20 protein-coding genes and 1 rRNA gene are annotated in these 22,821 nt (G+C 61.9%); 8 read left to right on the top strand and 13 right to left on the bottom strand.

Annotated features, from left to right (window positions below):
• The first annotated feature begins 153 nt into the window (after positions 1-153).
• The gene (locus AWB70_RS26775; protein ID WP_053569907.1) at positions 154-1,260 is read left to right on the top strand and encodes an S-(hydroxymethyl)glutathione dehydrogenase/class III alcohol dehydrogenase; all 1,107 of its coding nucleotides are present in this window, start codon (positions 154-156) and stop codon (positions 1,258-1,260) included.
• 41 nt (positions 1,261-1,301) lie between these two features.
• A complete protein-coding gene (locus tag AWB70_RS26770; RefSeq protein ID WP_014192821.1) occupies positions 1,302-1,685 on the top strand; it encodes a VOC family protein in 384 nt (127 codons plus the stop codon).
• Positions 1,686-1,715: 30 nt separating this feature from the next.
• On the opposite strand, the gene AWB70_RS26765 is transcribed toward AWB70_RS26770, so the two are convergent.
• A complete protein-coding gene (locus AWB70_RS26765; protein WP_045458315.1) occupies positions 1,716-2,708 on the bottom strand; it encodes a GlxA family transcriptional regulator in 993 nt (330 codons plus the stop codon).
• Between the two features lie 220 nt (positions 2,709-2,928).
• On the opposite strand from AWB70_RS26765, the gene AWB70_RS26760 reads away from it, so the two are divergent.
• Both AWB70_RS26760 and AWB70_RS26755 read left to right on the top strand, forming a co-directional pair.
• Complete coding sequence (locus AWB70_RS26760) at positions 2,929-4,224, top strand: MFS transporter (RefSeq protein ID WP_053569906.1); 1,296 nt, start codon at positions 2,929-2,931, stop codon at positions 4,222-4,224.
• A 49-nt stretch (positions 4,225-4,273) separates the two neighbouring features.
• On the top strand, positions 4,274-5,056 hold the full coding sequence (locus AWB70_RS26755) for a substrate-binding domain-containing protein (protein ID WP_053569905.1): 783 nt from the start codon (positions 4,274-4,276) through the stop codon (positions 5,054-5,056).
• 25 nt (positions 5,057-5,081) lie between these two features.
• Here AWB70_RS26755 and dctA read toward each other — a convergent pair whose 3' ends face one another.
• From dctA to AWB70_RS26700, 11 genes are all read right to left on the bottom strand, one after another.
• Positions 5,082-6,374, bottom strand: a complete 1,293-nt coding sequence (gene dctA, locus AWB70_RS26750; RefSeq protein ID WP_053569904.1) for a C4-dicarboxylate transporter DctA — start codon at positions 6,372-6,374, stop codon at positions 5,082-5,084.
• Entirely contained in the window at positions 6,371-7,339 is a 969-nt protein-coding gene (locus AWB70_RS26745) for a LysR family transcriptional regulator (RefSeq protein ID WP_053569903.1), read from the bottom strand. Before AWB70_RS26745 ends, dctA begins: the two co-directional genes overlap by 4 nt.
• A 105-nt stretch (positions 7,340-7,444) precedes the next feature.
• Positions 7,445-8,353: a LysR substrate-binding domain-containing protein gene (locus AWB70_RS26740; protein WP_041732429.1), complete on the bottom strand. Its 909-nt coding sequence runs from the start codon at positions 8,351-8,353 to the stop codon at positions 7,445-7,447.
• 4 nt (positions 8,354-8,357) lie between these two features.
• Positions 8,358-9,080, bottom strand: coding sequence for a GntR family transcriptional regulator (locus AWB70_RS26735; protein ID WP_053569902.1), 723 nt, complete (start codon positions 9,078-9,080; stop codon positions 8,358-8,360).
• Positions 9,081-9,131: 51 nt separating this feature from the next.
• Positions 9,132-10,130, bottom strand: a complete 999-nt coding sequence (locus AWB70_RS26730) for a PDR/VanB family oxidoreductase (RefSeq protein WP_053569901.1) — start codon at positions 10,128-10,130, stop codon at positions 9,132-9,134.
• Positions 10,131-10,214: 84 nt separating this feature from the next.
• Positions 10,215-11,762 (bottom strand): Rieske 2Fe-2S domain-containing protein, encoded by a 1,548-nt coding sequence (locus AWB70_RS26725; RefSeq protein ID WP_053569900.1) that lies wholly within the window; start codon positions 11,760-11,762, stop codon positions 10,215-10,217.
• Between the two features lie 165 nt (positions 11,763-11,927).
• Positions 11,928-13,244 carry an MFS transporter gene (locus AWB70_RS26720; protein ID WP_053570295.1) on the bottom strand — a complete coding sequence of 439 codons (1,317 nt, stop codon included), beginning with the start codon at positions 13,242-13,244 and terminating at the stop codon, positions 11,928-11,930.
• Positions 13,245-13,351: 107 nt separating this feature from the next.
• A complete protein-coding gene (locus AWB70_RS26715; RefSeq protein WP_014192810.1) occupies positions 13,352-14,194 on the bottom strand; it encodes a class II aldolase/adducin family protein in 843 nt (280 codons plus the stop codon).
• Between the two features lie 251 nt (positions 14,195-14,445).
• The gene (locus AWB70_RS39390; RefSeq protein WP_235024358.1) at positions 14,446-15,378 is read right to left on the bottom strand and encodes an OmpA family protein; all 933 of its coding nucleotides are present in this window, start codon (positions 15,376-15,378) and stop codon (positions 14,446-14,448) included.
• On the bottom strand, positions 15,375-16,349 hold the full coding sequence (locus AWB70_RS26705; RefSeq protein WP_235024357.1) for a type VI secretion IcmF C-terminal domain-containing protein: 975 nt from the start codon (positions 16,347-16,349) through the stop codon (positions 15,375-15,377). Before AWB70_RS26705 ends, AWB70_RS39390 begins: the two co-directional genes overlap by 4 nt.
• Positions 16,231-18,222, bottom strand: a complete 1,992-nt coding sequence (locus AWB70_RS26700; RefSeq protein ID WP_321167019.1) for a type VI secretion system Vgr family protein — start codon at positions 18,220-18,222, stop codon at positions 16,231-16,233. The genes AWB70_RS26705 and AWB70_RS26700 overlap by 119 nt, the downstream gene beginning before the upstream one ends.
• Positions 18,223-18,598: 376 nt before the next feature.
• Here AWB70_RS26700 and tssC point away from each other — a divergent pair, with 376 nt between their 5' ends.
• From tssC to tssE, 4 genes are all read left to right on the top strand, one after another.
• Entirely contained in the window at positions 18,599-20,005 is a 1,407-nt protein-coding gene (tssC, locus tag AWB70_RS26695) for a type VI secretion system contractile sheath large subunit (protein ID WP_053569895.1), read from the top strand.
• Between the two features lie 69 nt (positions 20,006-20,074).
• Positions 20,075-21,421 (top strand): type VI secretion system baseplate subunit TssK, encoded by a 1,347-nt coding sequence (tssK, locus tag AWB70_RS26690; protein ID WP_075644275.1) that lies wholly within the window; start codon positions 20,075-20,077, stop codon positions 21,419-21,421.
• Entirely contained in the window at positions 21,418-22,080 is a 663-nt protein-coding gene (locus AWB70_RS26685) for a DotU/TssL family secretion system protein (protein ID WP_053569893.1), read from the top strand. The genes tssK and AWB70_RS26685 overlap by 4 nt, the downstream gene beginning before the upstream one ends.
• A gap of 22 nt (positions 22,081-22,102) precedes the next feature.
• Entirely contained in the window at positions 22,103-22,549 is a 447-nt protein-coding gene (gene tssE, locus AWB70_RS26680; RefSeq protein ID WP_053569892.1) for a type VI secretion system baseplate subunit TssE, read from the top strand.
• Between the two features lie 166 nt (positions 22,550-22,715).
• On the opposite strand, the gene rrf is transcribed toward tssE, so the two are convergent.
• Positions 22,716-22,821: ribosomal RNA gene (gene rrf, locus AWB70_RS26675) — 5S ribosomal RNA — on the bottom strand; the annotation flags it as partial.

Genomic DNA, 22,821 nt, shown 5'->3' with positions numbered 1-22,821 from the left:
TTTCCCGCAAAAAGGCCAATGCCTCGGCAACGGCCCTATGGAACCGTTGGCCAACATACACTAGTTTTAGGCCAGATTCAGCCCGAATCGGCCATCGCGTCTTCCGCCGCGAACATCATCCCGAGAACACTGTTTGCCTTGGGACGAGAAATCATGAAGACGAAAGCAGCCGTTGCATGGAAAGCGGGCGCACCGCTTACGATCGAAGAGGTGGAGCTCGAAGGCCCTCGCGCCGGCGAAGTGCTCATCGAGGTGAAAGCAACCGGCATCTGTCATACCGACTATTACACCCTCTCGGGCGCCGACCCCGAAGGCCTCTTTCCGGCCATTCTCGGGCATGAAGGCGCGGGCATCGTCGTGGACACCGGGCCGGGCGTGGGGACGCTCAAGAAGGGAGACCACGTCATTCCGCTCTACACGCCCGAGTGTCGCCAATGCAAGTTCTGCCTGTCGCGCAAGACCAATCTATGCCAGGCGATTCGTTCGACGCAAGGCAAGGGACTGATGCCGGATGCGACCTCGCGCTTCTCGCTCGACGGCAAGCCGCTGTTCCATTACATGGGCACGTCGACATTCTCGAACTACATCGTCGTGCCGGAGATCGCGGTCGCGAAGGTGCGTGAAGACGCGCCGTTCGACAAGATCTGCTATATCGGCTGCGGCGTGACGACAGGGATCGGCGCGGTCGTGTTCTCGGCGAAAGTCGAAGCCGGCGCCAACGTCGTGGTCTTCGGCCTGGGCGGCATCGGGCTCAACGTCATTCAAGGCGCGAAAATGGTCGGCGCCGACAAGATAATCGGCGTCGACATCAACCCCGGTCGCATCGAGCTCGCTAAAAAGTTCGGCATGACCCACTTCGTCAATCCGAAGGAAGTCGATAACCTCGTCGACCATATCGTTCAGTTGACCGACGGCGGCGCGGACTATTCCTTCGAATGTGTCGGCAATACGCAGTTGATGCGCCAGGCGCTCGAATGCACGCACAAGGGCTGGGGACAGTCGTTCATCATCGGCGTGGCGGCCGCTGGCCAGGAGATCAGCACGCGCCCGTTCCAGCTCGTGACGGGCCGCGAATGGAAAGGCTCCGCATTCGGCGGCGCGCGCGGCCGCACCGACGTGCCGAGGATCGTCGACTGGTACATGGAAGGCAAGATCAACATCGACGATCTCATCACGCACCATCTGAAGCTCGACCAGATCAACGAAGGGTTCGACCTGATGAAGAAAGGCGAATCCATCCGCTCCGTCGTCATCTATTAAGCAAGACCCGCCAATCCCGCTTCACAGCCAGGAAGATAATCATGACCGTCTACACGCACGTCACCGTTGGCACCAACGACCTCGAAAAAGCACGCTCCTTCTATGACAGCGTGCTCGGCGAGATCGGTCTCAAGCGTCTTGCCGATCTGGAAAACAACGGTTCGATCTGGGGAGAGAGCGCGCCGTCGTTCTTCGTTCTGAAGCCGGCGAATGGCCAGCCCGCAACGGTTGGCAACGGCGTAACGGTTTCGTTCGAGGCCCCCGACCGCGCCTCGATCGACGCGTTCCACAAGCAGGCGCTCGCCTGCGGCGGCCAATGCGAAGGCGCCGCGGGCACGCGTGGCTGGGCGCCCAACGCCTACGCAGCCTACGTTCGCGACCTCGACGGCAACAAGCTGGCTGCTTATTGCTTCAAGCCGGAATAAGCCCGCCGGTCAGCGCGGCCTCGCGCTGCGTCATGCTTCGGCGCTGCCTTGTGCAGCGGCGCCGAAGCGGTCCCGATAGACGAGCGGCGTGATGCCGAGCGTCGTCTGAAAGGCTTTACGCATGGCGTCGTAGGTCTTGAAGCCCGAATCGGCCGCAATGGTCTTCGCGGGCAGCTTGCCTTCTTCGAGCATCCGCCTGGCCGCTTCGATGCGCGCCCGCATCAGGAATGCGGTCGGCGTGGTGCCGGTTTCTTTCTTGAAGCAGCGATTGAAACTGCGCACGCTCATGGCGACGCGCGACGCCATCTCCGGGGTCGCGAGATCCTTGTCGAGATTCTCGAGCATCCAGTTCTGCAGGTCGCGCATGCTGAGGTTCTGGGTCGCGTGGCTGTCGAGATGCGCGCTGAATTGCGACTGTCCGCCCTGCCGCCTCAGAAAGACGACGAGATCCCGAGCGACATCGAGCGCGATGTCCGCCCCCATGTCCTGCTCCACGACGGCCAGCGCCAGATCCAGGCCCGCGGTCACGCCCGCGGACGTCCACACCTTGCCCTGCTGAATGAAGATGCAGTCCGAGTCGAGCCGGATGGCCGGATAGCTCGTTTGCAGCATGTCCGCAACCGCCCAATGGGTCGTGGCCCGCTTGCCGTTCAGCACGCCGGCCTGCGCGAGAAAGAACGCGCCCGAACATAGCGCGATCGTTCGTTCGAGTCGCGGCGCGCAGGTCCTGAACCAGTCGACGATGCCGGCCGCGCCGGTCACGGCGCCCTCGATATGCCACGCGCCCACGATGATCGCGGTGTGCGGAATGTTCAGCGTGGACAGCTTTTTCTCGGCATAGAGCGGAATCTCCGTCTCCGACATCACCGGCCCGACGGACAGGGACGTGAGCTTGACGTCGTATCCCCCTTGCCGCCCGCGCCGTTTCAGGTGCGCGTTCGCGTACTTGAAGACGCTCAGCGCGCCCACCGCTTCGAGCGCCTTGAAGCCTGGATAGATGATGACGTCCACCGTGATGTTCATGTTGCGCTTTCCTCGTCCCCTTTCGCACTGTGCCCCGTCCCGCTACGGCACTCGATTCTAGCTTCCTCCACGGCTTCGCCGGCGAACCCGTCGATTGATAACCAGCGCACATCAATCGTTCCGAAATTTGCACTTATCGTTTTGCCGGCGCGGGGCGAATATGGGCAAAACACAAATCGACCGCCTCACCCGCGTATTCCGGAATTCAGGAGACACCTCGATGCACCCCTCGCCTAGCCTTTCGCCCGGTCAATCGAAGGCCGCCGCGGTCTTCCGCGTCACCGCCGGGAATTTCCTCGAACAGTTCGACTTCTTCCTGTTCGGCTTCTACGCCACGCAGATCGCCAACGTCTTCTTTCCCGCCGCGAGCGAGTTCGCCTCGTTGATGATGACCTTCGCCGTCTTCGGCGCGGGCTTCCTGATGCGGCCCTTGGGCGCGATCGTGCTCGGCGCCTACATCGACGACGTCGGCCGCCGCAAGGGCCTCATCGTGACGCTGTCCATCATGGCGAGCGGCACGATTCTGATCGCCTTCGTGCCAGGCTACGCGTCGATCGGCCTGTTCGCGCCGGCGCTCGTGCTGCTCGGACGGCTGCTGCAAGGCTTCTCGGCGGGCGCGGAACTGGGCGGCGTGTCGGTGTATCTCGCCGAGATGGCCACGCCCGGCCGCAAGGGCTTCTTCACGAGCTGGCAGTCGGCCAGCCAGCAGGTCGCGATCGTCGTCGCCGCGGGCCTCGGCTTCGCGCTCAATCAATGGCTGAGCGCGCCCGCCATCGCCGCGTGGGGATGGCGCGTGCCGTTCTTCGTCGGCTGCATGATCGTGCCGTTCATCTTCATGCTGCGCCGCAATCTGGAGGAAACGCAGGAGTTCAAGGCGCGCCAGCATCGTCCGAGCATGAAGGAAGTGTTCGGCACGCTGCTCGAAAACTGGACCGTCGTCGTCGCCGGCATGATGCTGGTGGCGATGACCACCACGAGCTTCTACCTCATCACGGTCTACGCGCCGACCTTCGGCAAGACGGTCCTGCACCTGAGCACCGCCGACAGCCTGCTCGTGACGCTGTGCGTCGGCGTATCGAACTTCGTGTGGCTGCCGATCGGCGGCGCGCTGTCCGACCGGATCGGCCGCCGGCCGCTCCTCATCGGTATGACGATGCTCGCCATCGCGACCGCCTATCCGGCATTGTCGCTGCTCGCTCACGCGCCGAGCTTCATCAACATGCTGCTCGTGCTGCTCTGGCTCTCGTTCATGTACGGCGTCTATAACGGCGCGATGGTCGCCGCGCTCACGGAGGTGATGCCGGTGCAGGTGCGCGTCGCCGGCTTCTCGCTCGCCTACAGCCTCGCCACGGCCGTGTTCGGCGGCTTCACACCCGCGATTTCGACGGCGCTCATTCACACGACCGGCGACAAGGCCGCGCCCGGCTACTGGATGAGTTTCGCCGCCGTGTGCGCCCTGCTCGCGACGTTCGCGCTCTATCGCCGCCGCGCGCCGACGCTGACTCCGGCGCACTGATGCGGGACTCCCGCACCCAACGCAACCCTGCACGACCACGAACACGACCATGAAAAACCTGCTTCTGAAAGTGTGCGCGGCAGCACTCGTCGCCGCCTCGGCCGCCGCGGCGAACGTGCAGGCCGCCGACCTGCACGTGATGAGCTCGGGCGGTTTCACCGCCGCGTACAAGGCGCTCGGCCCGGCATTCGCGTCACAGACGGGCAACACGCTCGACACCGCGCTCGGGCCCTCGATGGGCAAATCGCCCGAAGCGATCCCCAACAGGCTCGAACGCGGCGAGCCCGCGGACGCCGTCATCATGGTCGGCTATGCACTCGACGATCTGATCAAACAAGGCAAGGTCATTCCGGGCTCGCGCGTCGAACTGGCCGATTCGCGCATCGGCATGGTCGTGCGGGAAGGCGCGGCGAAGCCCGACATCAGCTCGATCGAAGGGCTTAAACAGACGCTGCTGCATGCGAAGTCGATCGCCTATTCGGACAGCGCGAGCGGCGTGTATATCGAGCGGGAGTTGTTCAAGAAGCTCGGCATCGAGGATCAGGTCAAGGCGAAGGCGAAGATGATCCCGCGTATTCCGGTGGCGTCGGTGGTGGCGAACGGTGACTACGAAATCGGCTTTCAGCAGGTGAGCGAGTTGTTGCCCGTTCAGGGCGCGGCCTTCGTCGGCAAGATTCCCGAGTCCTTGCAGTCGGTCACGCGCTTCGCGGCGGGCATTCCCACCGGCGCGCAGCATCCGAAAGAAGCGAAAGCGCTCCTCGACTATCTCGCGTCGCCCGGCGTACAGGCGGAAGTGAAATCGACCGGGCTCGATTCCGTCGCGGCGCATTGAGCAGGGCCGCATCGAGCGCCCGACGTCAACGCGCGGTGTCGGTGGCGTTCGGGCGGTCCGGTTCGGCCACGCCGAGCATCCGCGCGAGACGCGTGCGATCGCACGCGCCTTCCCACATTGAAACGACGATCACCGCGCACGCGTTGCTGATCACGCTCGTCAGGGCGCGCGCTTCGGACATGAAGCGGTCGATGCCCACGAGAAGCGCCACGCCGGCCACGGGCAGATCGGGAATCACCGTGAGCGTGGCGACGAGCGCGACCAGCCCGCTGCCGGATACGCCCGCCGCGCCCTTGGACGTGAGCAGCATGACGGCGAGCATCGTCGCGATTTGCGGCGCGGAAAGCGGCACATCGCACGCCTGCGCGATGAACATCGAGGCGAGCGTCAGATAGATCGCGGTGCCGTCCAGATTGAACGAATAGCCCGCGGGCAGCACGAGCCCGACGACGCCCTTGTCGCAGCCGAGCGCCTCCAGCTTCACGATCAGGCGCGGCAGCACCGGTTCCGTGGACGACGTTGCAAGGACGATGAGCAACTCTTCGCGCATGTAGCGCAACAGCCGCCAGAGCGCGAACCCGTGCAGCCGCGCAAGCGGCGCGAGCACGAGCGCGACGAAAAGCAGGCACGCCACGTAGAACGACATCATCAGCAAGCCGAGCGAGCCGACCGAGCGGATGCCGAAGCGGCCCACCGTGAAGGCCATCGCACCGAATGCGCCGAAAGGAGCGAGCCGCATGATCATCGCGAGAATGCGAAAGAGCGCCTGCGCGATGCCTTCGATGAGCGCCAGCACCGGCCGGCCCGCGCGCGGATACGCGTTGAGCGAGAAACCGAAGAGCAGCGAAATCAGCAGCACCGGCAGCACCTCGCCCTTTTCGAACGCGCCGAGCATCGTCTCCGGAATCACGCTCAGCCCGAACTCCACGAGCCCGTGCGTCTGTGCGTGCTTCACATATTGCGCGAGGATGCTCGAATCCAGATGATGCACGTCGATGTGCATGCCCGCGCCGGGCCGCAGCACGAACGCGGTGACAAGACCGAGCGCGAGCGCGACGGCCGTGAGCAGATAGAACAGCGCCAGCGCGTGGACGATCGTGCGTCCGATGGTCTTCCCGCTCGCAAGCGAAGTGATGCCCGAGACGATCGTGCAGAAGACGATCGGCGCGATCATCATCCGCACGAGGGCGACGAACGCGTCGCTGAGCGGCTTGAAGAGCGCGCCCGCGTGCGGCCAGACGTGGCCGAGCGTCATGCCGAGCAGCATCGCCAGCAAGACCTGCACGTAGAGCAGACGAAGTGGTCTTGCCAACTTCACGATTCGGTTTTCCTTCCTGTCTTTCCTGTCGTCGTGACGGTATTGTCCATCGCATCGCCGCCTGTCACGCCGTTACGCTTCGTTTCGATGATGGCCCGGTGAAACTCCTGCGCGGCCGGCGTGAGCGGGCGTCCCCGCCGCCTCACGATGCCGACGCGCCGTTTCACGACCGGATCGACGAGCGGCACGCTCGTGAGGATGGGATGCTCGTGTCCGGGCATGGCCATCGAAGGCACCGCGGCGACGCCGAGCCCCGCTTCGACCAGCCCGAGCATGGTCGTGACGTGCCGCGTCTCGCAGACGCTAGGCGCGCGCGGCGCGACGGTCGAGAGCGCCTGATCGAGCAACAGGCGGTTGCCGGACGTCTTGTCCACGGAGACGTAATCGTGCTCGTAAAGCTCGTTCCAGGTCACGCGTTTCTTCCGCGCGAGCGGATGGTCGCGGCGGCAAGCGGCCACGAAGCGCTCCTGCAGCAGCACCTTGAACTCGATCTCGGACTCCTGGCTACCCATGAAGCTCACGCCGAAATCGGCCTCGCCGCTGATGACCGCGCCGAGCACTTCGTTCGCGCTCGAATCCAGCAGCTTGACCCGGATGCGCGGAAAGCGGCGATGATAGCTCGCGATGACATTCGGCAGAAAGTAGTACGCCACCGAAGGCACGCATGCGATGGTCACGTGACCGAGCCGGCTCGACGAAACATCCTGAATGCCGAGCAGCGCGATATCGAGATCATCCAGCAGTTGTTCCGCGCTCGGGGCGAACACGCGGCCGACGGTGGTGAGCGTGACGCTGCGCGTGGTGCGTTCGAAGAGACGCACGCCGAGCGCTTCCTCCAGCTTGTCGATCCGGCGGCTCAAGGCCGGCTGCGAAATACTGACCGCCTCGGCGGCCTTGCGGAAGCTTCCCAGCTCCACCACCGCGCGAAACGCCTGCAAGTCATTCAAGTCGAAGTTGATCCCCACTGGCCGATCTCCGCATTCTGGATGCCGGTATTCTGCATGAAGAGGATCGATGATTCGATCAAACCGTGCCGTTATCGTCGGAGGAGTGGGAAAAGGACGTCGGCTTTACGAAGGCACCGCTTCGACCGCAAGCCCGGCTTTTTCCCACAGCCAGCGGCGAAAGCTCCTGACCTTTTCCACGTTCTTGTCGCTGACGCGATAGGAAAAGAAATGCGTTTCGCGGGCGAGCGGCCGGAAGACATCGCCGCCCAGCTCGACCAGATCGCCTCGCGCCAGCTCGCGCTCCGCCAGTCTGACCGATTCGAGCGCGACGCCCATGCCATCCACCGCGGCGGAAAGCACCAGCGCGGCCCTGTCGAACGACGGCCGCGGCTGCGTCGGAATCGGTATGCCGTTGAGCACGAACCAGTCGGGCCAAGTCACGCGGCTCAACTGGGAGTCGATGAGCGTCGCGGACGCCATGAACTGCATGAGCGATGCGCCCCGGCTCATGAGCGCGGGCGAGCAAAGCGGCACGATGCGCTCCCGCCCCAAAGCAAGGGTCGTGATGCCGGGCCGCTCGAGCGCGTAACCGTAAGAAATGGCGACATCGATATCCTGAAGCTGCGTCAGGTCGATCGCCTCCGCGCTCGACGACAGCCGGATCGTCACGTCGGGATGGTCGCGCATGAATTCCGGCAGCCGCGGGCCGAGCCATTTCGCCGCGAAACTCGGCGCGCAGTGGACGACCAGAACCTGAGCCTTCGGCGCAAGCGCGACGTCGCCGCACGCGGCCTCGATGACATCGAAGACACGGCCGAGGCTTTCCTGCAGGCGAAGCGCCTCCTGCGTCAGTTCGACCCGGCGATTGCGCCGGTGAAACAGCTTGCGGCCGAAATAGTCTTCGAGTTCTTTCACCTGATGACTGATCGCGGATTGCGTCAGGTGCAACTCCTCCGCGGCGAGCGTGAAGCTCTGCAAACGGGCCGCTGCCTCGAACGCGCGCAAGAGGACGAAATTGGGAATGCGCCTCATCGTTTCAGGCTCTCGTGACGCCGGACGCCGAGACGATCGCATCCGGCCGGTCAATCCGCTGCCGATGCGCGAGGACCGCCTCGACTCTCGGAATCAGGTTCTCGCGCGCCATGCGGACATGGCGCTCGCTCAGGTCCACCGCCCGCGTCGCGTCACCATCGGCGATGGCGGATGCGATAGCCGCATGCTCGTCCCAGATCGACTTGCGTTGCATCGACGATTGAAGCACGGCCCCCATGACCCGCCGAAGATGAACCCAGTGCGAACGCGCCGTCTCCGCGATCAATGGATTTCCCGATGCGGCATAAACGGCGAAATGGAACGCCACATCCGCTTCGATCATCGCGGTGACGTTCCGCCCTTTCGCCACCATCCTGCCGTTTTCGATGATGCCTTGATCGATCTTCCAGCGCCGTTGGGCGGCGAGGCGCGCCGCGAGCGAGTCCAGCGCGCCTCTGATCTCGTAGAGGTGACTGATCCATGCCGCGTCCAGGGGCGCGACCAGCAAGCCACGGCCAGGCGCGTCCCTGACCAGCCCGTCTTTCTTGAGAAGACGCAGCGCCTGCAGCACCGGCGAGCGTGACACGGCAAGCTGCTCGGCGATGTCTTCCTGCGTGATCCGCGCGCCTGGCGAAAGCGATCCGTCGCTGATCGCGTCCAGCAGAACCTTGTACACCTCATCGACATAATCGGTGCGTGCCTGAAGCCTGACCAATCTTGCAACCATGATTTCGCTCTCTGGATGGATAGGTCGTGCCATCCCTCGGGATGGATGCGCTTACAGATCGAGCACCAGCTCTTTGCTCGTGGCTCTCGACACGCATGCCGTGAGGTATTCCGCTTTTTCCTCGTCGCTCAGAATGAAGTCGTTGTGCTCCACTTCGCCCTCCAGATAGCGGACCTTGCAGGTCGCGCACAGGCCGGCGCAACACGATGTCTCGACCGTGACGCCCGCGGCGCTCAAGGCGTCGGCGATGCTCTGATCGCGCTGCACCGGAATCACCTGTCCCGAACTCGCGATCTTCACGTTGAAGTCGCCGGCGGCATCGGACGCTTCCCGTTCGCTGACCGGCCGCGCGGGCGCCTTGAAATGCTCGAAATGAACGCTGCCTGCGGGCCAGTGCGCGGCAGCATCCGCGCAGGCTTTCATGAAACCGCCAGGGCCGCAGTGATACACGTGCGTGCCCGGTTCCGGTTCGCTCAGCAAGCGGCCGATGTCGAGCCCGGCGCCAGGCTGGCCGCCATCGAAATGGTAATGAAGCTTGCCGCGTTCCCTCAACGCTTCGAGTTCCGCCGTGAACGCCGCATACGAGAACTCCTTGGCGCAGTAATGCATCTCGAAGTCGATGCCGCTCGCTTCGAGTTCGTGAGCCATCGCTTTCAATGGCGTGACGCCGATACCGCCCGCGATCAGAACGACTTTTCGCGCATCCCGAATCAGATGAAAATGATTGCGCGGCTCGCTGATCTTCACGATATCCTGCACGCGAATCTTGTCGTGAACGGCTTTGGAGCCGCCGCGCCCGCTTTCGTCGCGCAGCACGGCGATGACATAGCGTTTGCGATCGCCCGGCGCATTGCACAGCGAGTATTGCCGGATCAGCCCATCGCCGACATAGATGTCGATATGAGCGCCTGCGTCGAACGGCGGCAAATCCTCGCCTTCAGGGTCGACCAGTTCGTAAGAGTTGATGCCTTTTCCCTCGAAGCGGATTTGCTTGACCAGAAGCTTTAGCGTGGTCTTCGTGGGATTCGGCTCTTCGATTACGGTGTCCATTTCTGTTCCTGTCTGCTGCTGTCCATGAAGCTGAGGTAATTCGAGCGGGCCCATGCAAGGTGCGCCCGCTCGCCCTGCGCCGGTTTACCCCTTGATCGATTGCTCCATCTCTTCCAGCTTCGCCCGCACGAAGTCGGCGCGCGGCTGTCCCTTCAGGTTCATGCTTTCGCTTTCGGCCAGAATGGCGACGACCTTCTTCGTGACGGCACGGCGCTGCACGACCTCGTCTTCGACCGTTGCGGCAATCGGAATGTCGAAAACATTGCCGGTGCAGAAGCTGTTCGGCGTGCCGGCGTTCTCTTTTAGCCACGCCGCGAAGCCTTGCGCCGACGCCGCGGCATTCGTTCCGCGCACGGCGTCGCGAAGCAGCTTGCGGAACTGATAGACGCCCGCATCGAACTTGGTCGGATTCTCGAGTGCATGAACGGCGATCGGACGCTGGCTGATGATTGCCTCGTAGTCGCCCGGCGCGTGCTGCGCGTCCTTGTAGTTGGCCCGCTCGCGATGGTTCGAAGGAATCGGAACCAGGTCGTCGATCTTGTACTGGCCAAAGCGTTCGGGCCGACGCATCGCAACCTGACCATCGAGAAAGTCGATGCTCTCGTAGCCGACCAGTTCTTTCTTTCCGATGCCGCGCGTGTCGATGCCCGGACCCATGACGCGCCAGCCGATCATCTTGCTGTTCTCATCGTCGACAGGCACGGTCCAGCGGATGATATGGAAACGGCTAAAGAGCTTCTTCTTTTTACCGTCTTCGGACGTGTAGGCATGCAGGCTCAGATTCGGCAAGACCTGATGTTGCACGCGAACGAACAGGCGATCGTCATCGACGCGGCGCGCACCGGCGCACGCCAGGCTTCGGCCGCCCTGCACCGGAACGAACTGCATGTCCGGCGCGACTTCCATCGATGCGGCGCCGACTTCGTCGAACGTCGTCTCCTGGAATTTTCCGTTCACCACGTTCTTCGCCGCATGCAGCGCGGTCGGGTGGAAGTTATCCGCGGCGTTGTCCTGCACCTGCAGCCAGTTGCAATGCTGGAAGTTGCTGTAGGGCACGAGTTCATCGCCCGGCGCGACCGTGAAATCGCCTTCCCACTCCGGGAACGGCGGCTCGGCGTCCGGCGGGCCCATGTAGGCGAAGACGAGCCCGTTGCGCTCCACGGCCTTGTACGCGCCCTGTTGAATGGAGCAGGCGTATCGTTCGGCTTCCTTTTCTTCGCCTTTGGGGAACGGGACATGCAGGCAGGAGCCGTCCACGTCGAACACCATGCCGTGGTAGCAGCACTGAATGCCCTTGTCGAGAATCTTGCCGTATTCGAGCGACGCGCCACGGTGAACGCAATGCGCATGCAGGACGCCGACCGCGCCGCTGCCGTCGCGGAAGGCGACGAGTTCTTCACCGAGGATCTTCAGGAAGCGCGGCGTGTCGGTGAGCTCCATCGACATGCACACGGGGTGCCAGAACGCGCGCATGTATTCGCCCATCGGCGTGCCCGGGCCCGTTTCCGTCAACTCGGGATCGTGGCCGGGCACCTTGCTCGCATAGTAGCCGCCGTACGGGATCAGCTTTTTCGCCGTCGGCGCGCCCCCGGCGCTCTTCTGACCTTCGACCTTGTCGCACTTGACGCTCATGACCTGCTCCTTTCAAAGTGGGTAATTGAGTACGGCATTCTGTGGTCCGAACTCTGTATCCAAAGATTAGGCCCAAAATTGGGCGACGTCTTTATGGGTAAACACTAGTGAAGACGCTCCGGCGGGCGCGATCGTCTGCGGTCGAGCGCCCGCCGGGATAGAGGTTCAGCCGCGCGTTTTGCGCGAAGAATTGACGAGCTTCGCGGGCACGGTGAACACGAGAACACTGCCTATGACAAGGCTTGCGGCCAGTGCGAGCACGGCATTGCCGGTGGAGCCTGTCGCGGTTTGCACGAAGCCGATCAGCGAGGGACTGACCACGCCCGAGATGCTGCCCACCGAATTCGCCAGGGCGAGTCCCGCCGCTGCGGCGGCGCCGCTAAAAATGGCCGGTGGCAGCACCCAGAACTGTGAGATGGTGGTCATGACGCCCATCGTGCCGACCGTCAGCGCGATCATGGCGAGCGCGGTCGAATGGGCATACATCACGCTGAAGACCAATCCCGCGGCCCCGACCAGCCCTGGAATAGCGAGGTGCCAGCGCCGCTCGCCGCTCGCGTCGGAGGTTCGACTGACGAATATCATGGCGAACACCGCCGCGCCGTATGGCACCGCCGTCAGCAATCCGATGTTCATCGGGCTCGATACGCCGCTTGCCTTGATCAAGGTCGGCAACCAGAAACTCACGCCGTACAGGCCCATCGTGAAGAAGAAATAGATAGCGCTGAGCAGAAGGATTCGAGGATTGATCAGCCCGTCCCGGACGGAATGCAGGCTGTGCTCAGGCGTTTCCTCCCTCAGATTGCTTTCGATCATTGCCTTCTGGGAGTCGCTCAGCCAGTTCGCGTCCTTGACTTTATCGTCGAGATAAAAGAATGCGATGACGCCGAGTATGACCGTCGGGACGCCTTCCAGCAGAAAGAGCCATTGCCATCCACTCATTCCGTAGGATCCCGAGAGGCGCGTCATGATCCAGCCGGAAATCGGCCCGCCGAGCACGCCTGACATCGGAATGCCAGTCAAGAACAGCGCCGTGACCTTGCTGCGCCGCGAAGCCGGAAACCAGTAGGTCAGATAGAGCAGAATAGCGGGAATGAAGCCCGCCTCGGCGACGCCCAGCAAGAATCGCATGATATAGAAGCTGGTTGGCGTCGTGACGAAGAGCATGCATGCGGAAAGCGCGCCCCACGTCACCATGATTCGCGCGATCCAGCGCCGTGCGCCCACGCGTAGCAAAAGCAGATTGCTCGGCACTTCGAATAGCAGATAGCCGATAAAAAAGACGCTCGCACCGAGCCCATAGACTGCGTCGCTGAATCCGAGATCCTTCAGCATTTGCAGCTTTGCGAACGCGACGTTGATGCGATCGAGATAGGCGAACAGATAGCAGACGAACAGGAACGGCAAGATCCGCCACATGACTCTGCCATACGTGGAGGATTCGTCGCCTGCGAAGAAGGCGGTTTGACTGGGGGAACTCATCATGTGTCTCCTGACTTGAATACCTGGGAGAAGGCGTCGACGCTGATGCGTTCTTGTCGCCTTCCCTGCTTTGGCTGGTATTACGGCCTGACGGCCCGGCGACGCGATTAGTCGAACATGTCCGGCTGCGTCGCCACGAGGTCGGTCCAGATGGTCTGGAAGTGCAGCCAGCCGATGTAGTCGCTGCCTACGTGCTCGCGGCTGTAGCGCGCGCGATCTTCCGGCACGAGCTTCGGCGTGATGCCGGTCGCGTCGATCATCAACTGTTGCTGGCAGCAGCGCTCGAGCGCGATGAACCAGAACGCCGCCGAATCGATGCTGTGACGGCTCGCCGTGAGCAGACCGTGGTTCTGGTGAATCGCGGCCTTCACGCCCTTGAACGCGTTGGCGACCTTGTTGCCGCCCTTCACTTCGACGGCGACCTTGCCGGCTTCGTCGCCGATCACCACGTGGTCTTCGAAGAACGCGCACGCGTCCTGCGTGATCGGCGCGAGCGGCTTGCCGAGCGAGGCGAAGGCCGTTCCGTACGTCGTATGTGCATGGCACATGGCGACGATGTCCTGATGCTGTTCGTGAACCGCCGCGTGCAGAACGAAGCCCGCGCGATTGAGGGCGTATTCGCCTTCGACGACGATGCCCTGATGGTCCGCGCAAATGAGGTTCGACACCTTCACTTGCGAGAAATGCACGGCCATCGGATTCGTCCAGTAGAGGCTCGGGTTTTCCGGGTCGCGAACCGTCAGGTGGCCGGCGAAGCCATAGTCGTAACCCTGAAGCGCGAACGCGCGGCAGGCTGCGACGAGGCGTTCCTTCAAATACTGGCGATGCTCGGCGACGCTCTTGAACTTCGGCACGGCCGGGAAAATCAGGCCTTCCTGGTCGGGCTCATAAATCGAGATCTTGCCCGGTTTGACGATCGACTGCGGCTTTTCAATGACTTCACTGGACATGCGTGCTCTCCTTTGACGGTGGTTAGACGACGCAGCCCTTCGATTCGTCATCGGGGGTTGCTCATGACCGGTTGATTCCGGATCGTCGATAACCGCATCTTGAGCGGCGAGCGGGGGCGTGACAAACGACGGTTGTTCATTCACGCATGAACCAGATTGATGGATCGGTGGAAACGATGAGTTCGCGGCGCACAAGGTTGTGCGCCGCGAGGTGGCGGTTTTAGCGAGCTAGCTGAGGATAGAAACGAGCGTTACTGCTTCGACGGCTTGCCCATGATCGCATCGAGCGATTCGCCGATCACGACGATCTCGGTGCGACGATTCTTCGCCTGGCCTTCGGGCGTGTCGTTGCTCGCCGCAGGCTTGTCGTAAGCGAACCCCTTCGTGGCGATGCGCGAATCGACGATACCGCGCTGCTCCAGCGCACTCGCGACCGTCTGCGCGCGCGCTTCGGACAGCGACTGGTTGTACTCATGCGTGCCGGTGTTATCGGTATGTCCTTCGACGATCACCGACTTCTTGCTGCGCTTGAGCAACACGACCGCACGATTGAGCGCCGGGCCCGAATCGGCACGCAGCGCCGACTTGTCGAAGTCGAACAGCACGCGATCCGGCAGGCGCACTTGCACGCCTTGTTTGGTTTGCGTGACCTCGATGCCGACTTGCTGGTTCAGCGCGGTTTCCTTGTCGCGGTCGGGTGCGGAGGCGCACGCGGACAGCAACGTGATCGACAGTGCGCAAGCGGTGAGGGAGATGATGTTCTTCATGCTTTTTTTCTGCTGGGTGGATAAATCGATGAGGCGCGGTTCGCTCAGTGCGGAAGCGATACCGCACTGGCGCTTGCCTTTGAACGCCGTCCCGGTCAGTCGATTGAAACACTGTTTGCAGGTCCAGCATCGGTATGTGATGCGTTGCGCGATGCCTTTGCCGGGCCCTCGATCGCCAATCTTTATCGAGCCGCAGTAAGGACAGCGCGTCGGCTCGGCGCGATCCACCGCAGCAAGCCATTCCAGGAAACCGAGCGCCTGTTCGTGCAGCTCGGACGGCAAATGGCGCAGCGGATCGATGCCGCGCAAGGCGTGATCGACCTCCGTTTCGGGCAGGCCGACGGGGCCTCGCACGTCTGTCTTGGTTTCGTGCATCGGTAGTCTGGCGCTGTGGCAGTCGAGATCGTGCGTCGTCACAACGTGCCTCGTGCGCCGGGCAACGGTGTTTCCGCTTTCTTCGCAGCTTCGATTGCGGCCTTGGGTAGCGGCGGCGGACCGTCGGCGAGCTTCGCGCCTTTAACCGGTGTCTCGCGCTTCACGAAGATGCGCGAAGGCAAAACGAAGCCCTTCAGGGCCAGCAGTTCCAGCGGCCCCTTGCCTACATCGGTGCGCATCACGTAGCTCAACGGATGCGTGATATCCGCCGATGCAGCGGCGCTCGGCCCGTGTTCGGTCAGCGCGTCCTGATCGGCGGCGTCAGTCGTCTTCGGGGCATAGCGCGTGTCCTCGAACTGCGCCTTCGCCTGCCACGTCAACTGATATGTGGACGTATCAATCGGCTCGACATGCGCGCGTTCCAGCATGCGCACGAACGCCCAGCGGCCGGCAAATTCGAAGCGCTGGTTAGTGCCCGCCGTTTCGGACTGCCATTCGAGGCGCGTGCCCGCGCTTTGCGGATCGCTGGTCGGCCACGCCATGCCGCTCCACGTTTCCATCTGGTTGTAGTAGTGCAGCTTTTGCGCGTCGATGGTCAACAGCGTGTCCGTGATGCCGGGCTGCGGCACGGGCTTGAGCTCGAACCGGTACGACGGTTCGCCCTGCGCTAGCAAATGACCGCCAATGCGCTGCAGCGTGTTGATCGCTTTGAGGAATGCCGGATCGATCTCGCGTGCGGCGCTGCCTGAGCCCGTCGCGCCCGCGACCGGCACCCATTGATCGCCCTGCAGTTGCAGCACGCCTGCCAGTTGGGTGGCAAGGAATGTATCGATCAGACCGGCCTGTGGACGCAGGAAGCGGGCGAGTTCCGGCAGCGAGGCGTCACTGGACGTGTTAGCGAACGGATAGCGGCCCGCGAACGAGCGGTTCCAGTTGGCGACGATGGTGGCCTGCCATGCGTCGTTCAGGCTCGCCTGCGCCGGTTGCAGCACCGTTTGCGTCGCTTGCGACACGGGCCGCACGAACAGTTCCGCGCCCATGCCCGCCCATTCTTCGCCGAGACTTGCCGCGATGAGTTGGGCATACGCGAGCGTGTCCGCGAGTTCCGAGCCCTTGCCCAAGAAGAGCGATTGCGCGATTTGTTTGGCCTGCTCGTCCGAATCGGGACTGTCGCTGATTTGCTGCAGCTTCAGACGCAATGAGGTGACGCGTTCGGTGAAGCGCTCCATGCTCAAATCGCTGCGCGCGCCTGCGGAAACGTTTGCGCTCGATTGCGCAACGAGTCGCAGCACCGGGCCGAACGATGCGCCCACCCGCGCGGACCGCACCTTGAGCCGACGTGCGAAGCTCAAAGCCTTCCCCGCGCCGTTCCAGCTTGTTATCAACCAGATACCCCAGATTCAGCTGCGACTTGCCCGAATGCTCCGTGCTGAGCTTGATCCCCTCCTGCCCCTGCCAATCCTCCATCCGAAGCTTGTTATTGCTTTGCGTGCGGATCTCGTTTCTCGACAGCCAGCGCCGGTCGCTCGTGACCAGATCGACCGCCTGACTATGATGCTGGAACGCAGCGATATATGGCTTATCCGGGTCTCCATCCCGAAATTCGATCACCGCCTCATCGTTGTCCAGCGCCGGAAAGTGCATCCCCGTCTGCAGCTTGCCCGCAAAGGGCTTCGCCATACGCAACGGAACGCTTTCACCACCATTCGGCCAGTCCGCGAAATCCAGATCGAAGCGAACTGTGTAATAGCCGGCTGCGGTTAGATAGGCATATTTATATTTGTCGGGACTTGTGACGCGGGCGCTGAGTGAGCCGGAAATTTTCGGCCACGCGCAGTCCTCGAATTTCAGCCTGAAACGCCGGTCAGCGGGAATCGCCTTGAAGCTGTTGGTGTACGACTGGTCACGCGCGCCGCGATGCGTGATCTCGAAAATCAACAACCCATCGGGCGCGTCATCGACTTCCTCGTCCATGCCAAATACGCGCGCCACGTGCAATTCACGCGCCGTGCTCTCGCCCTCGTAGACGATCTGCCAAGCGATCTCCGCCTCGTGGCGCAGTTGTGCCTGACGCTGGGCGCCTTTCTGGTCCTCATGGTTCGTCCCGTAGATGTAAGGACTGCCATACGTGGTATCATCCTGAGGTGCGATGTTCTCTTCGCCCTTGTATCGCTCATAGGCGCGCTCAGGATTATATTCCGCGACGACAATCGACTTCGGCACCGTCGTCGCTTTCGCCACGAGTTCATACACCGATTCAGCGGCGGCGTTCAGACCTGATGGTTCTCTGAACGGCAGCACCAGCTTGGGATCATGGACGTAATGATCGACGTCGTCGCCCAAGACGATCTGGTCCCCGTGCTCCGTCTCGATCACATACAGGTAGATGCCAGCCTTCTGGCACAGCATCTGCACATATGCCAGATCAGTCTGCTGGTATTGGAAGCGAAACGCGTGCTGCAGATAATTCGCCCGCAGCCGGATGCTGATCAGATGTGCAGGAATGCCGTGCGAAAGCAAGATGCCTTCGATTATCTCTGGCGTTGTCTTATGTTGATATATTTTTGAATTGACAACATCAAGCCGACCCAGATGGGACACCAGCGTGATTTCGTAACTCGTGAAATCGGCCGTCGTCTTGATCGTCGCGTATGAGGCGATGTAGCCTGAGAAGCGTCGGGACTTCTCGCCGAGCGGAGTCATGATGAACGCGGCGTCGCGGCTCAGGAAATGCCTGCGCGATACCTTCCGCGGATGCGTCACGCACAGCTTAGCCACCACCGGCTGCCCCATGCGTTCCTTCACTTCCCACGAAACAACCGAGAACTCCCCCGCGAGCGCTTCCTGGCTCGGCACTTCAAGGTGATACGCTTGGCGACCGGGCATGGCGCCCCCGCTCGCGACAAGCCTGCTCCCATCGTCCAACACACTGGACATAACAATCCTCTCTGTTTAGCAGCACTATCGAAGCCTGCCGATCGACACTAGACGATGGCAAGCGTTGAGAATGGACTGCGCGCGCAGCACCTCGGCCGCGCTTAGTCGGAGGGACGATATCCGACCGATCAAAACTAGGGAAGAGCTTTGATTGATAAATCCGACGAATCCCCACTTAAACAGTGCTTTTTCAATATTCGACAGTTTTAAGCGGTCCGCTGTGCTATACATCGTCCGCTTAAAATCTGAATAAACGATATTCGAGCCACTTACTGCTCTCTTACATCAGAAAATTCGTCTCGCGCGAAAAAGAAGAACGAGTCTCATGGTTCAGCCCCGCCCTCCTGCTGTCGAGCCTGCCTCTGCGCAAGCACCGATCTCCGATAAAGCAAGCGAACACGTCGATCAGTCGCTCCTTGAGCCCATCGATCTCGGGCCCGACTCCGGATGGACTGATTTCTGCATCGCCGAATGCGACGCGTTCATCAGCCGCCAACTAGACGAAATTCTGCATCACCCCGACTTCCAGCGTCTTGAGTCCGCCTGGCGCGGTCTGAAATTTCTCGTCGATCAAACCGACTTTCGCCAGCGCGTCGTCATCGAAGTGCTCGACGTATCGAAAGAGGTCGTGCGCCAGGATTTCGAGGACGCGCCGGATGTGGCTCATAGCGGATTGTTCTGGCACACCTACACGCAGGAATACGACACGCCGGGCGCGCATCCCTTCTCGGCCGTCATCTCGAACTTCGAATTCGATCATGGTCCGCAAGATATCGCGCTCTTGCGCGATATCTCGAAGGTGGCCGCCGCTGCCCATATGCCATTTATCGGGGCGGTGTCGCCGCAATTCTTCGGCAAGGCCTCAATGGAAGAGGTCGTGAGTATTCGCGATATCGGCGATTACTTCGATCGGGCCGAATATCTGCGATGGAAGAGCCTGCGCAAGTCCGAAGACGCACGCTATCTTGGGCTCACGCTGCCGCGCTTTCTGGCGCGGCTGCCCTACGACGTCAATACCGCACCCACACGCGCATTCAACTACACCGAAAACGTCGGGAGCGATCAGCGGCACTATCTCTGGGCGAACGCATCGTTTGCCTTCGCGACGAATCTGGTGCGCAGTTTCGTTCGTAACGGCTGGTGTGTTCAGATTCGCGGACCGCAGGCAGGCGGCCTCGTCGAAGCCTTGCCCACGCAGCTTTACGATCTCGGCACAGGTGGTCTCGCCAAGATTCCAACCGACGCGCTCATTCCCGAAGCGCGCGAGTTCGAATTCGCCAATCTCGGTCTGATTCCGCTCTCGCATTACAAGAACCACGATTACGCGTGCTTCTATTCGGCGCACTCCGCGCAGCGCCCTGAGAATTTCGATACCAAGGAGGCGAGCGCCAACAGCCGCGTGAATGCACGGCTGCCATACATTTTCCTGTTATCAAGGATTGCGCACTACCTCAAGCTGATCCAGCGCGAGAACATCGGCACGACCAAGGACAGGCGCCTGCTCGAACTCGAACTGAACAACTGGGTGAGAACGCTCGTCACCGAGATGACCGCGCCGGGCGACGATTTGCAAGCCTCGCATCCATTACGCGATGCGCGAGTAGAAGTCGAGGATATAGAGGACAACCCAGGTTTCTTTTGCGTCAAGCTCTATATCGTGCCGCATTTCCAGATCGAGGGTATGGACATCAATCTTGCGCTCGTCTCGCAGATGCCCAAGGCGAAGAACTAGTCCGCTTCACGAAACCGTCGATCAAAGCGCGTCGATCGACGGACATTGCACTTCTCAAAACAAGACACAATGAAAATAACTCGACCCTTGTGGGCACAAGGCGTCTTTATGACGCCGCAGCACTTCCAGCAGCAGGCGCTATGGGAGCAGTTCTCTAATCAGCGCATCGCCACGATGGCCAGCGCGGACCCGTGGGGCGTCGTCAATGTCTCGCTCGACACACAGTCGCTCGGCATCAATCGACTGCAACTCGCGGCCCTTTCGCTGCGCCTGCCCGATGGCACGCTGATCGACAGCGAGACCTCGGACTGGTTGCCCGCTGCACGAAACCTCGACGATGTCCCTTCCCAACATGACGCCGTGACCGTGCTCGCAGCCGTGGCGCTCGTCGATGCGCAGGGCCACAACTGCGTGGAGCCGGGCACGAAGCCGGCACGCCCGCGCCGGTTTGTGCGCGAGTATCTGCACGTCGCAGATGTCAACGGTGAGGGCAAGGAGGAGATCAGCGTCGAGCGCCACGCGGTGTCGCTGCTGCTCGACTTCGAGGAAACGGGCGATTATGTGACCTGTCCCGTCGCGCGGCTCATTCGCAACGCGCGGGGCCGCTTCGAGCTCGATGCATCGTTCGTGCCGCCGTGCCTGTTCCTCTCGGCGAACGCGACGCTGACCGCACGCATGAAGCGGCTCTCGGAGATCCTGAGCGCGAAGAGCACGAGTCTGGCCATTCGCCGCCGCGAACGCTCGGATCAGATTGCCGACTATGCCGTGGCCGACGTGTCGCTCTTCTGGCTGCTGCACAGCGTCAACTCGTCGTGGCCGGAGCTGGCGCGCCTGGCTCAGGCGCCAGATCAGCATCCCGAGCGCCTCTATACGTTGCTGGCGCGGCTCGCCGGCTCGCTTCTGACGTTCTCCACCACCGAGACCTTGCAGGCCATTCCGGCCTACGATCATATGGCGCCGGAGCCTGTATTTGCGGAGCTGGAATCGCTGATCCGCAATCTGCTCGACACGGTGATTCCGTCGCGCGTGGTGCCCATCGCGCTGCAACGTGTGCGCGGCACGATGTGGACGGGGCTCATCGAGGACGAGCGCCTGGCCGACGATGCGGATTATTATCTGTCCGTCCAGGCCGCGCTGCCGGCGCATACGCTCATCGAGCAGTTCCCGCGTCTGTGCAAGGCCGGCGCGCCCGATGAAGTCGAACAGATCGTCAACTCGGCGCTCTCGGGCATTCCGATCAAGCCGATGTCGCGCCTGCCCGCGGCCATTCCCGTGCGCATCGAGAACCAGTATTTCGCGCTGGACTCGGCGCATCCGGCGTTCAAACGCATGATCGCGGCGCACGCCTGCCAGTTCTACGTGCCCGCCTCGATTCCCGACGTATCCATCGAACTCTACGCGGTGCTGCCAACATGAGCGCCATGAGCGATGTGCTGCCCGTCGCGCTGCGCGATACCGCGTTGACCGTCTCCGATCTGTATCAAGCGAGCGGCCGTTCGTCGGAGTGGGCGAAGCAGGTTCTGAAGGATTGCGTCGAACAGATCGCCCGTTTTAAGGCGGAACTGCAAACGCGCGGATTATCGCCTGATCAAATCGACGATGCCGTGTGTGCGCAGTGCGCTCTGCTCGATGAGGTCGCGTTGCGCAATCTCGAAGGCGATGCGCGTAACGAGTGGGAGCGAAATCCGTTGCAGTTGGCCGAATTGAAGGTCAACGATGCGGGCGAGGAACTCGTGCGGCGCATCGAACAGCGTCTGCGTGACGCACAGTCCGCGAGACTTTTGCTTGCGATATTCGCGGCGGTGCTGGACCTGGGCTTCACGGGTCGGCTTGCGCTCGACGGTCATGACGCGCGCGGACGGCTACGGCGTGCTCTCGATGAACGGTTCGGCGCAACGAGCCAATCTGACGATTCGAATGAGGATGGCGCCATTATCGTCCGGGCGCGTGTCACACGGACGTGGGGCCAACGAATTTCCCCGCTCGGATGCGTGGCGCTCGCTTGCGTGGCGATGAGCCTGATCTGGTTCGCGATCGACAGTTGGCTCGACGCATCGGTCCGCGCGATGCATTGACGACTATGCGCAAGGAGAATGCATGACGCGCGCAGGACCAGGGCTTTTCGAACGCATCACAGGCCACTTTGCCGATGGACGATCCATCGATGAATTCACGCCCGAGGAGCAGACATTTTATTCGGTGCGGGACAACATCCAGCGAATATTGAATAGCCGGCGCAAGGCGCTTGCGCATTTGCCGCACTATGGGCTTGACGATCTGTCGGAGATTTATCGGCATCTGCCGGCGTCGGCGCACAAGTTGCAAAACGAAATCGAAGCGACGCTGTTGCAATACGAGCCGCGTTTGCAATCGATCGAGATCGAAATCAATGAACCGGAGCCGGGCATGCTGCTCAGCTTCACGATGGCGTGTCATCTGCGCCGCGAGGGTCTCGTGCGATTTGGCACGCACTTCACGCCGGATGGCAGGACACGGCTACGAATGCTGAACTCGACGATCGATCAGGACCGGTCTATCGCGTAAGTGTCCAAGATGGTTGCCTTGAAAGGCAACCTGACGACCACGGGCGGCCGCGTACTGGATGGATGGCGGCGATGCCATCGCTCGATGACGGGCAACGGAGAACTCGATTCCGAAACGCAAAAACCCCACCTTTGCGGGGTGGGGTTTTTGTTTTGCGGCATGAGGAGCCTGACGATTACCTACTTTCACACGGGTGATCCGCACTATCATCGGCGTGGAGTCGTTTCACGGTCCTGTTCGGGATGGGAAGGGGTGGTACCGACTCGCTATGG

It is taken from the genome of Caballeronia cordobensis (assembly GCF_001544575.2).
Taxonomy (GTDB): domain Bacteria; phylum Pseudomonadota; class Gammaproteobacteria; order Burkholderiales; family Burkholderiaceae; genus Caballeronia; species Caballeronia cordobensis.
The sequence above is the reverse complement of the archived record's forward strand: the minus strand, read 5'-3'. Positions and strand labels throughout refer to the sequence as shown.

Coding starts and splice junctions, on each gene's coding strand:
- AWB70_RS26735 (WP_053569902.1), bottom strand. CDS start 9,080: ATGGTTGCAAGATTGGTCAGGCTTCAGGCACGCACCGATTATGTCGAT.
- AWB70_RS26765 (WP_045458315.1), bottom strand. CDS start 2,708: ATGAACATCACGGTGGACGTCATCATCTATCCAGGCTTCAAGGCGCTC.
- tssE (WP_053569892.1), top strand. CDS start 22,103: ATGACGCGCGCAGGACCAGGGCTTTTCGAACGCATCACAGGCCACTTT.
- tssK (WP_075644275.1), top strand. CDS start 20,075: ATGAAAATAACTCGACCCTTGTGGGCACAAGGCGTCTTTATGACGCCG.
- AWB70_RS26760 (WP_053569906.1), top strand. CDS start 2,929: ATGCACCCCTCGCCTAGCCTTTCGCCCGGTCAATCGAAGGCCGCCGCG.
- tssC (WP_053569895.1), top strand. CDS start 18,599: ATGGTTCAGCCCCGCCCTCCTGCTGTCGAGCCTGCCTCTGCGCAAGCA.
- AWB70_RS26700 (WP_321167019.1), bottom strand. CDS start 18,222: ATGCCCGGTCGCCAAGCGTATCACCTTGAAGTGCCGAGCCAGGAAGCG.
- AWB70_RS26730 (WP_053569901.1), bottom strand. CDS start 10,130: ATGGACACCGTAATCGAAGAGCCGAATCCCACGAAGACCACGCTAAAG.
- AWB70_RS26720 (WP_053570295.1), bottom strand. CDS start 13,244: ATGAGTTCCCCCAGTCAAACCGCCTTCTTCGCAGGCGACGAATCCTCC.
- AWB70_RS26715 (WP_014192810.1), bottom strand. CDS start 14,194: ATGTCCAGTGAAGTCATTGAAAAGCCGCAGTCGATCGTCAAACCGGGC.
- AWB70_RS26725 (WP_053569900.1), bottom strand. CDS start 11,762: ATGAGCGTCAAGTGCGACAAGGTCGAAGGTCAGAAGAGCGCCGGGGGC.
- AWB70_RS26770 (WP_014192821.1), top strand. CDS start 1,302: ATGACCGTCTACACGCACGTCACCGTTGGCACCAACGACCTCGAAAAA.
- AWB70_RS26685 (WP_053569893.1), top strand. CDS start 21,418: ATGAGCGCCATGAGCGATGTGCTGCCCGTCGCGCTGCGCGATACCGCG.
- AWB70_RS26775 (WP_053569907.1), top strand. CDS start 154: ATGAAGACGAAAGCAGCCGTTGCATGGAAAGCGGGCGCACCGCTTACG.
- AWB70_RS26740 (WP_041732429.1), bottom strand. CDS start 8,353: ATGAGGCGCATTCCCAATTTCGTCCTCTTGCGCGCGTTCGAGGCAGCG.
- AWB70_RS26755 (WP_053569905.1), top strand. CDS start 4,274: ATGAAAAACCTGCTTCTGAAAGTGTGCGCGGCAGCACTCGTCGCCGCC.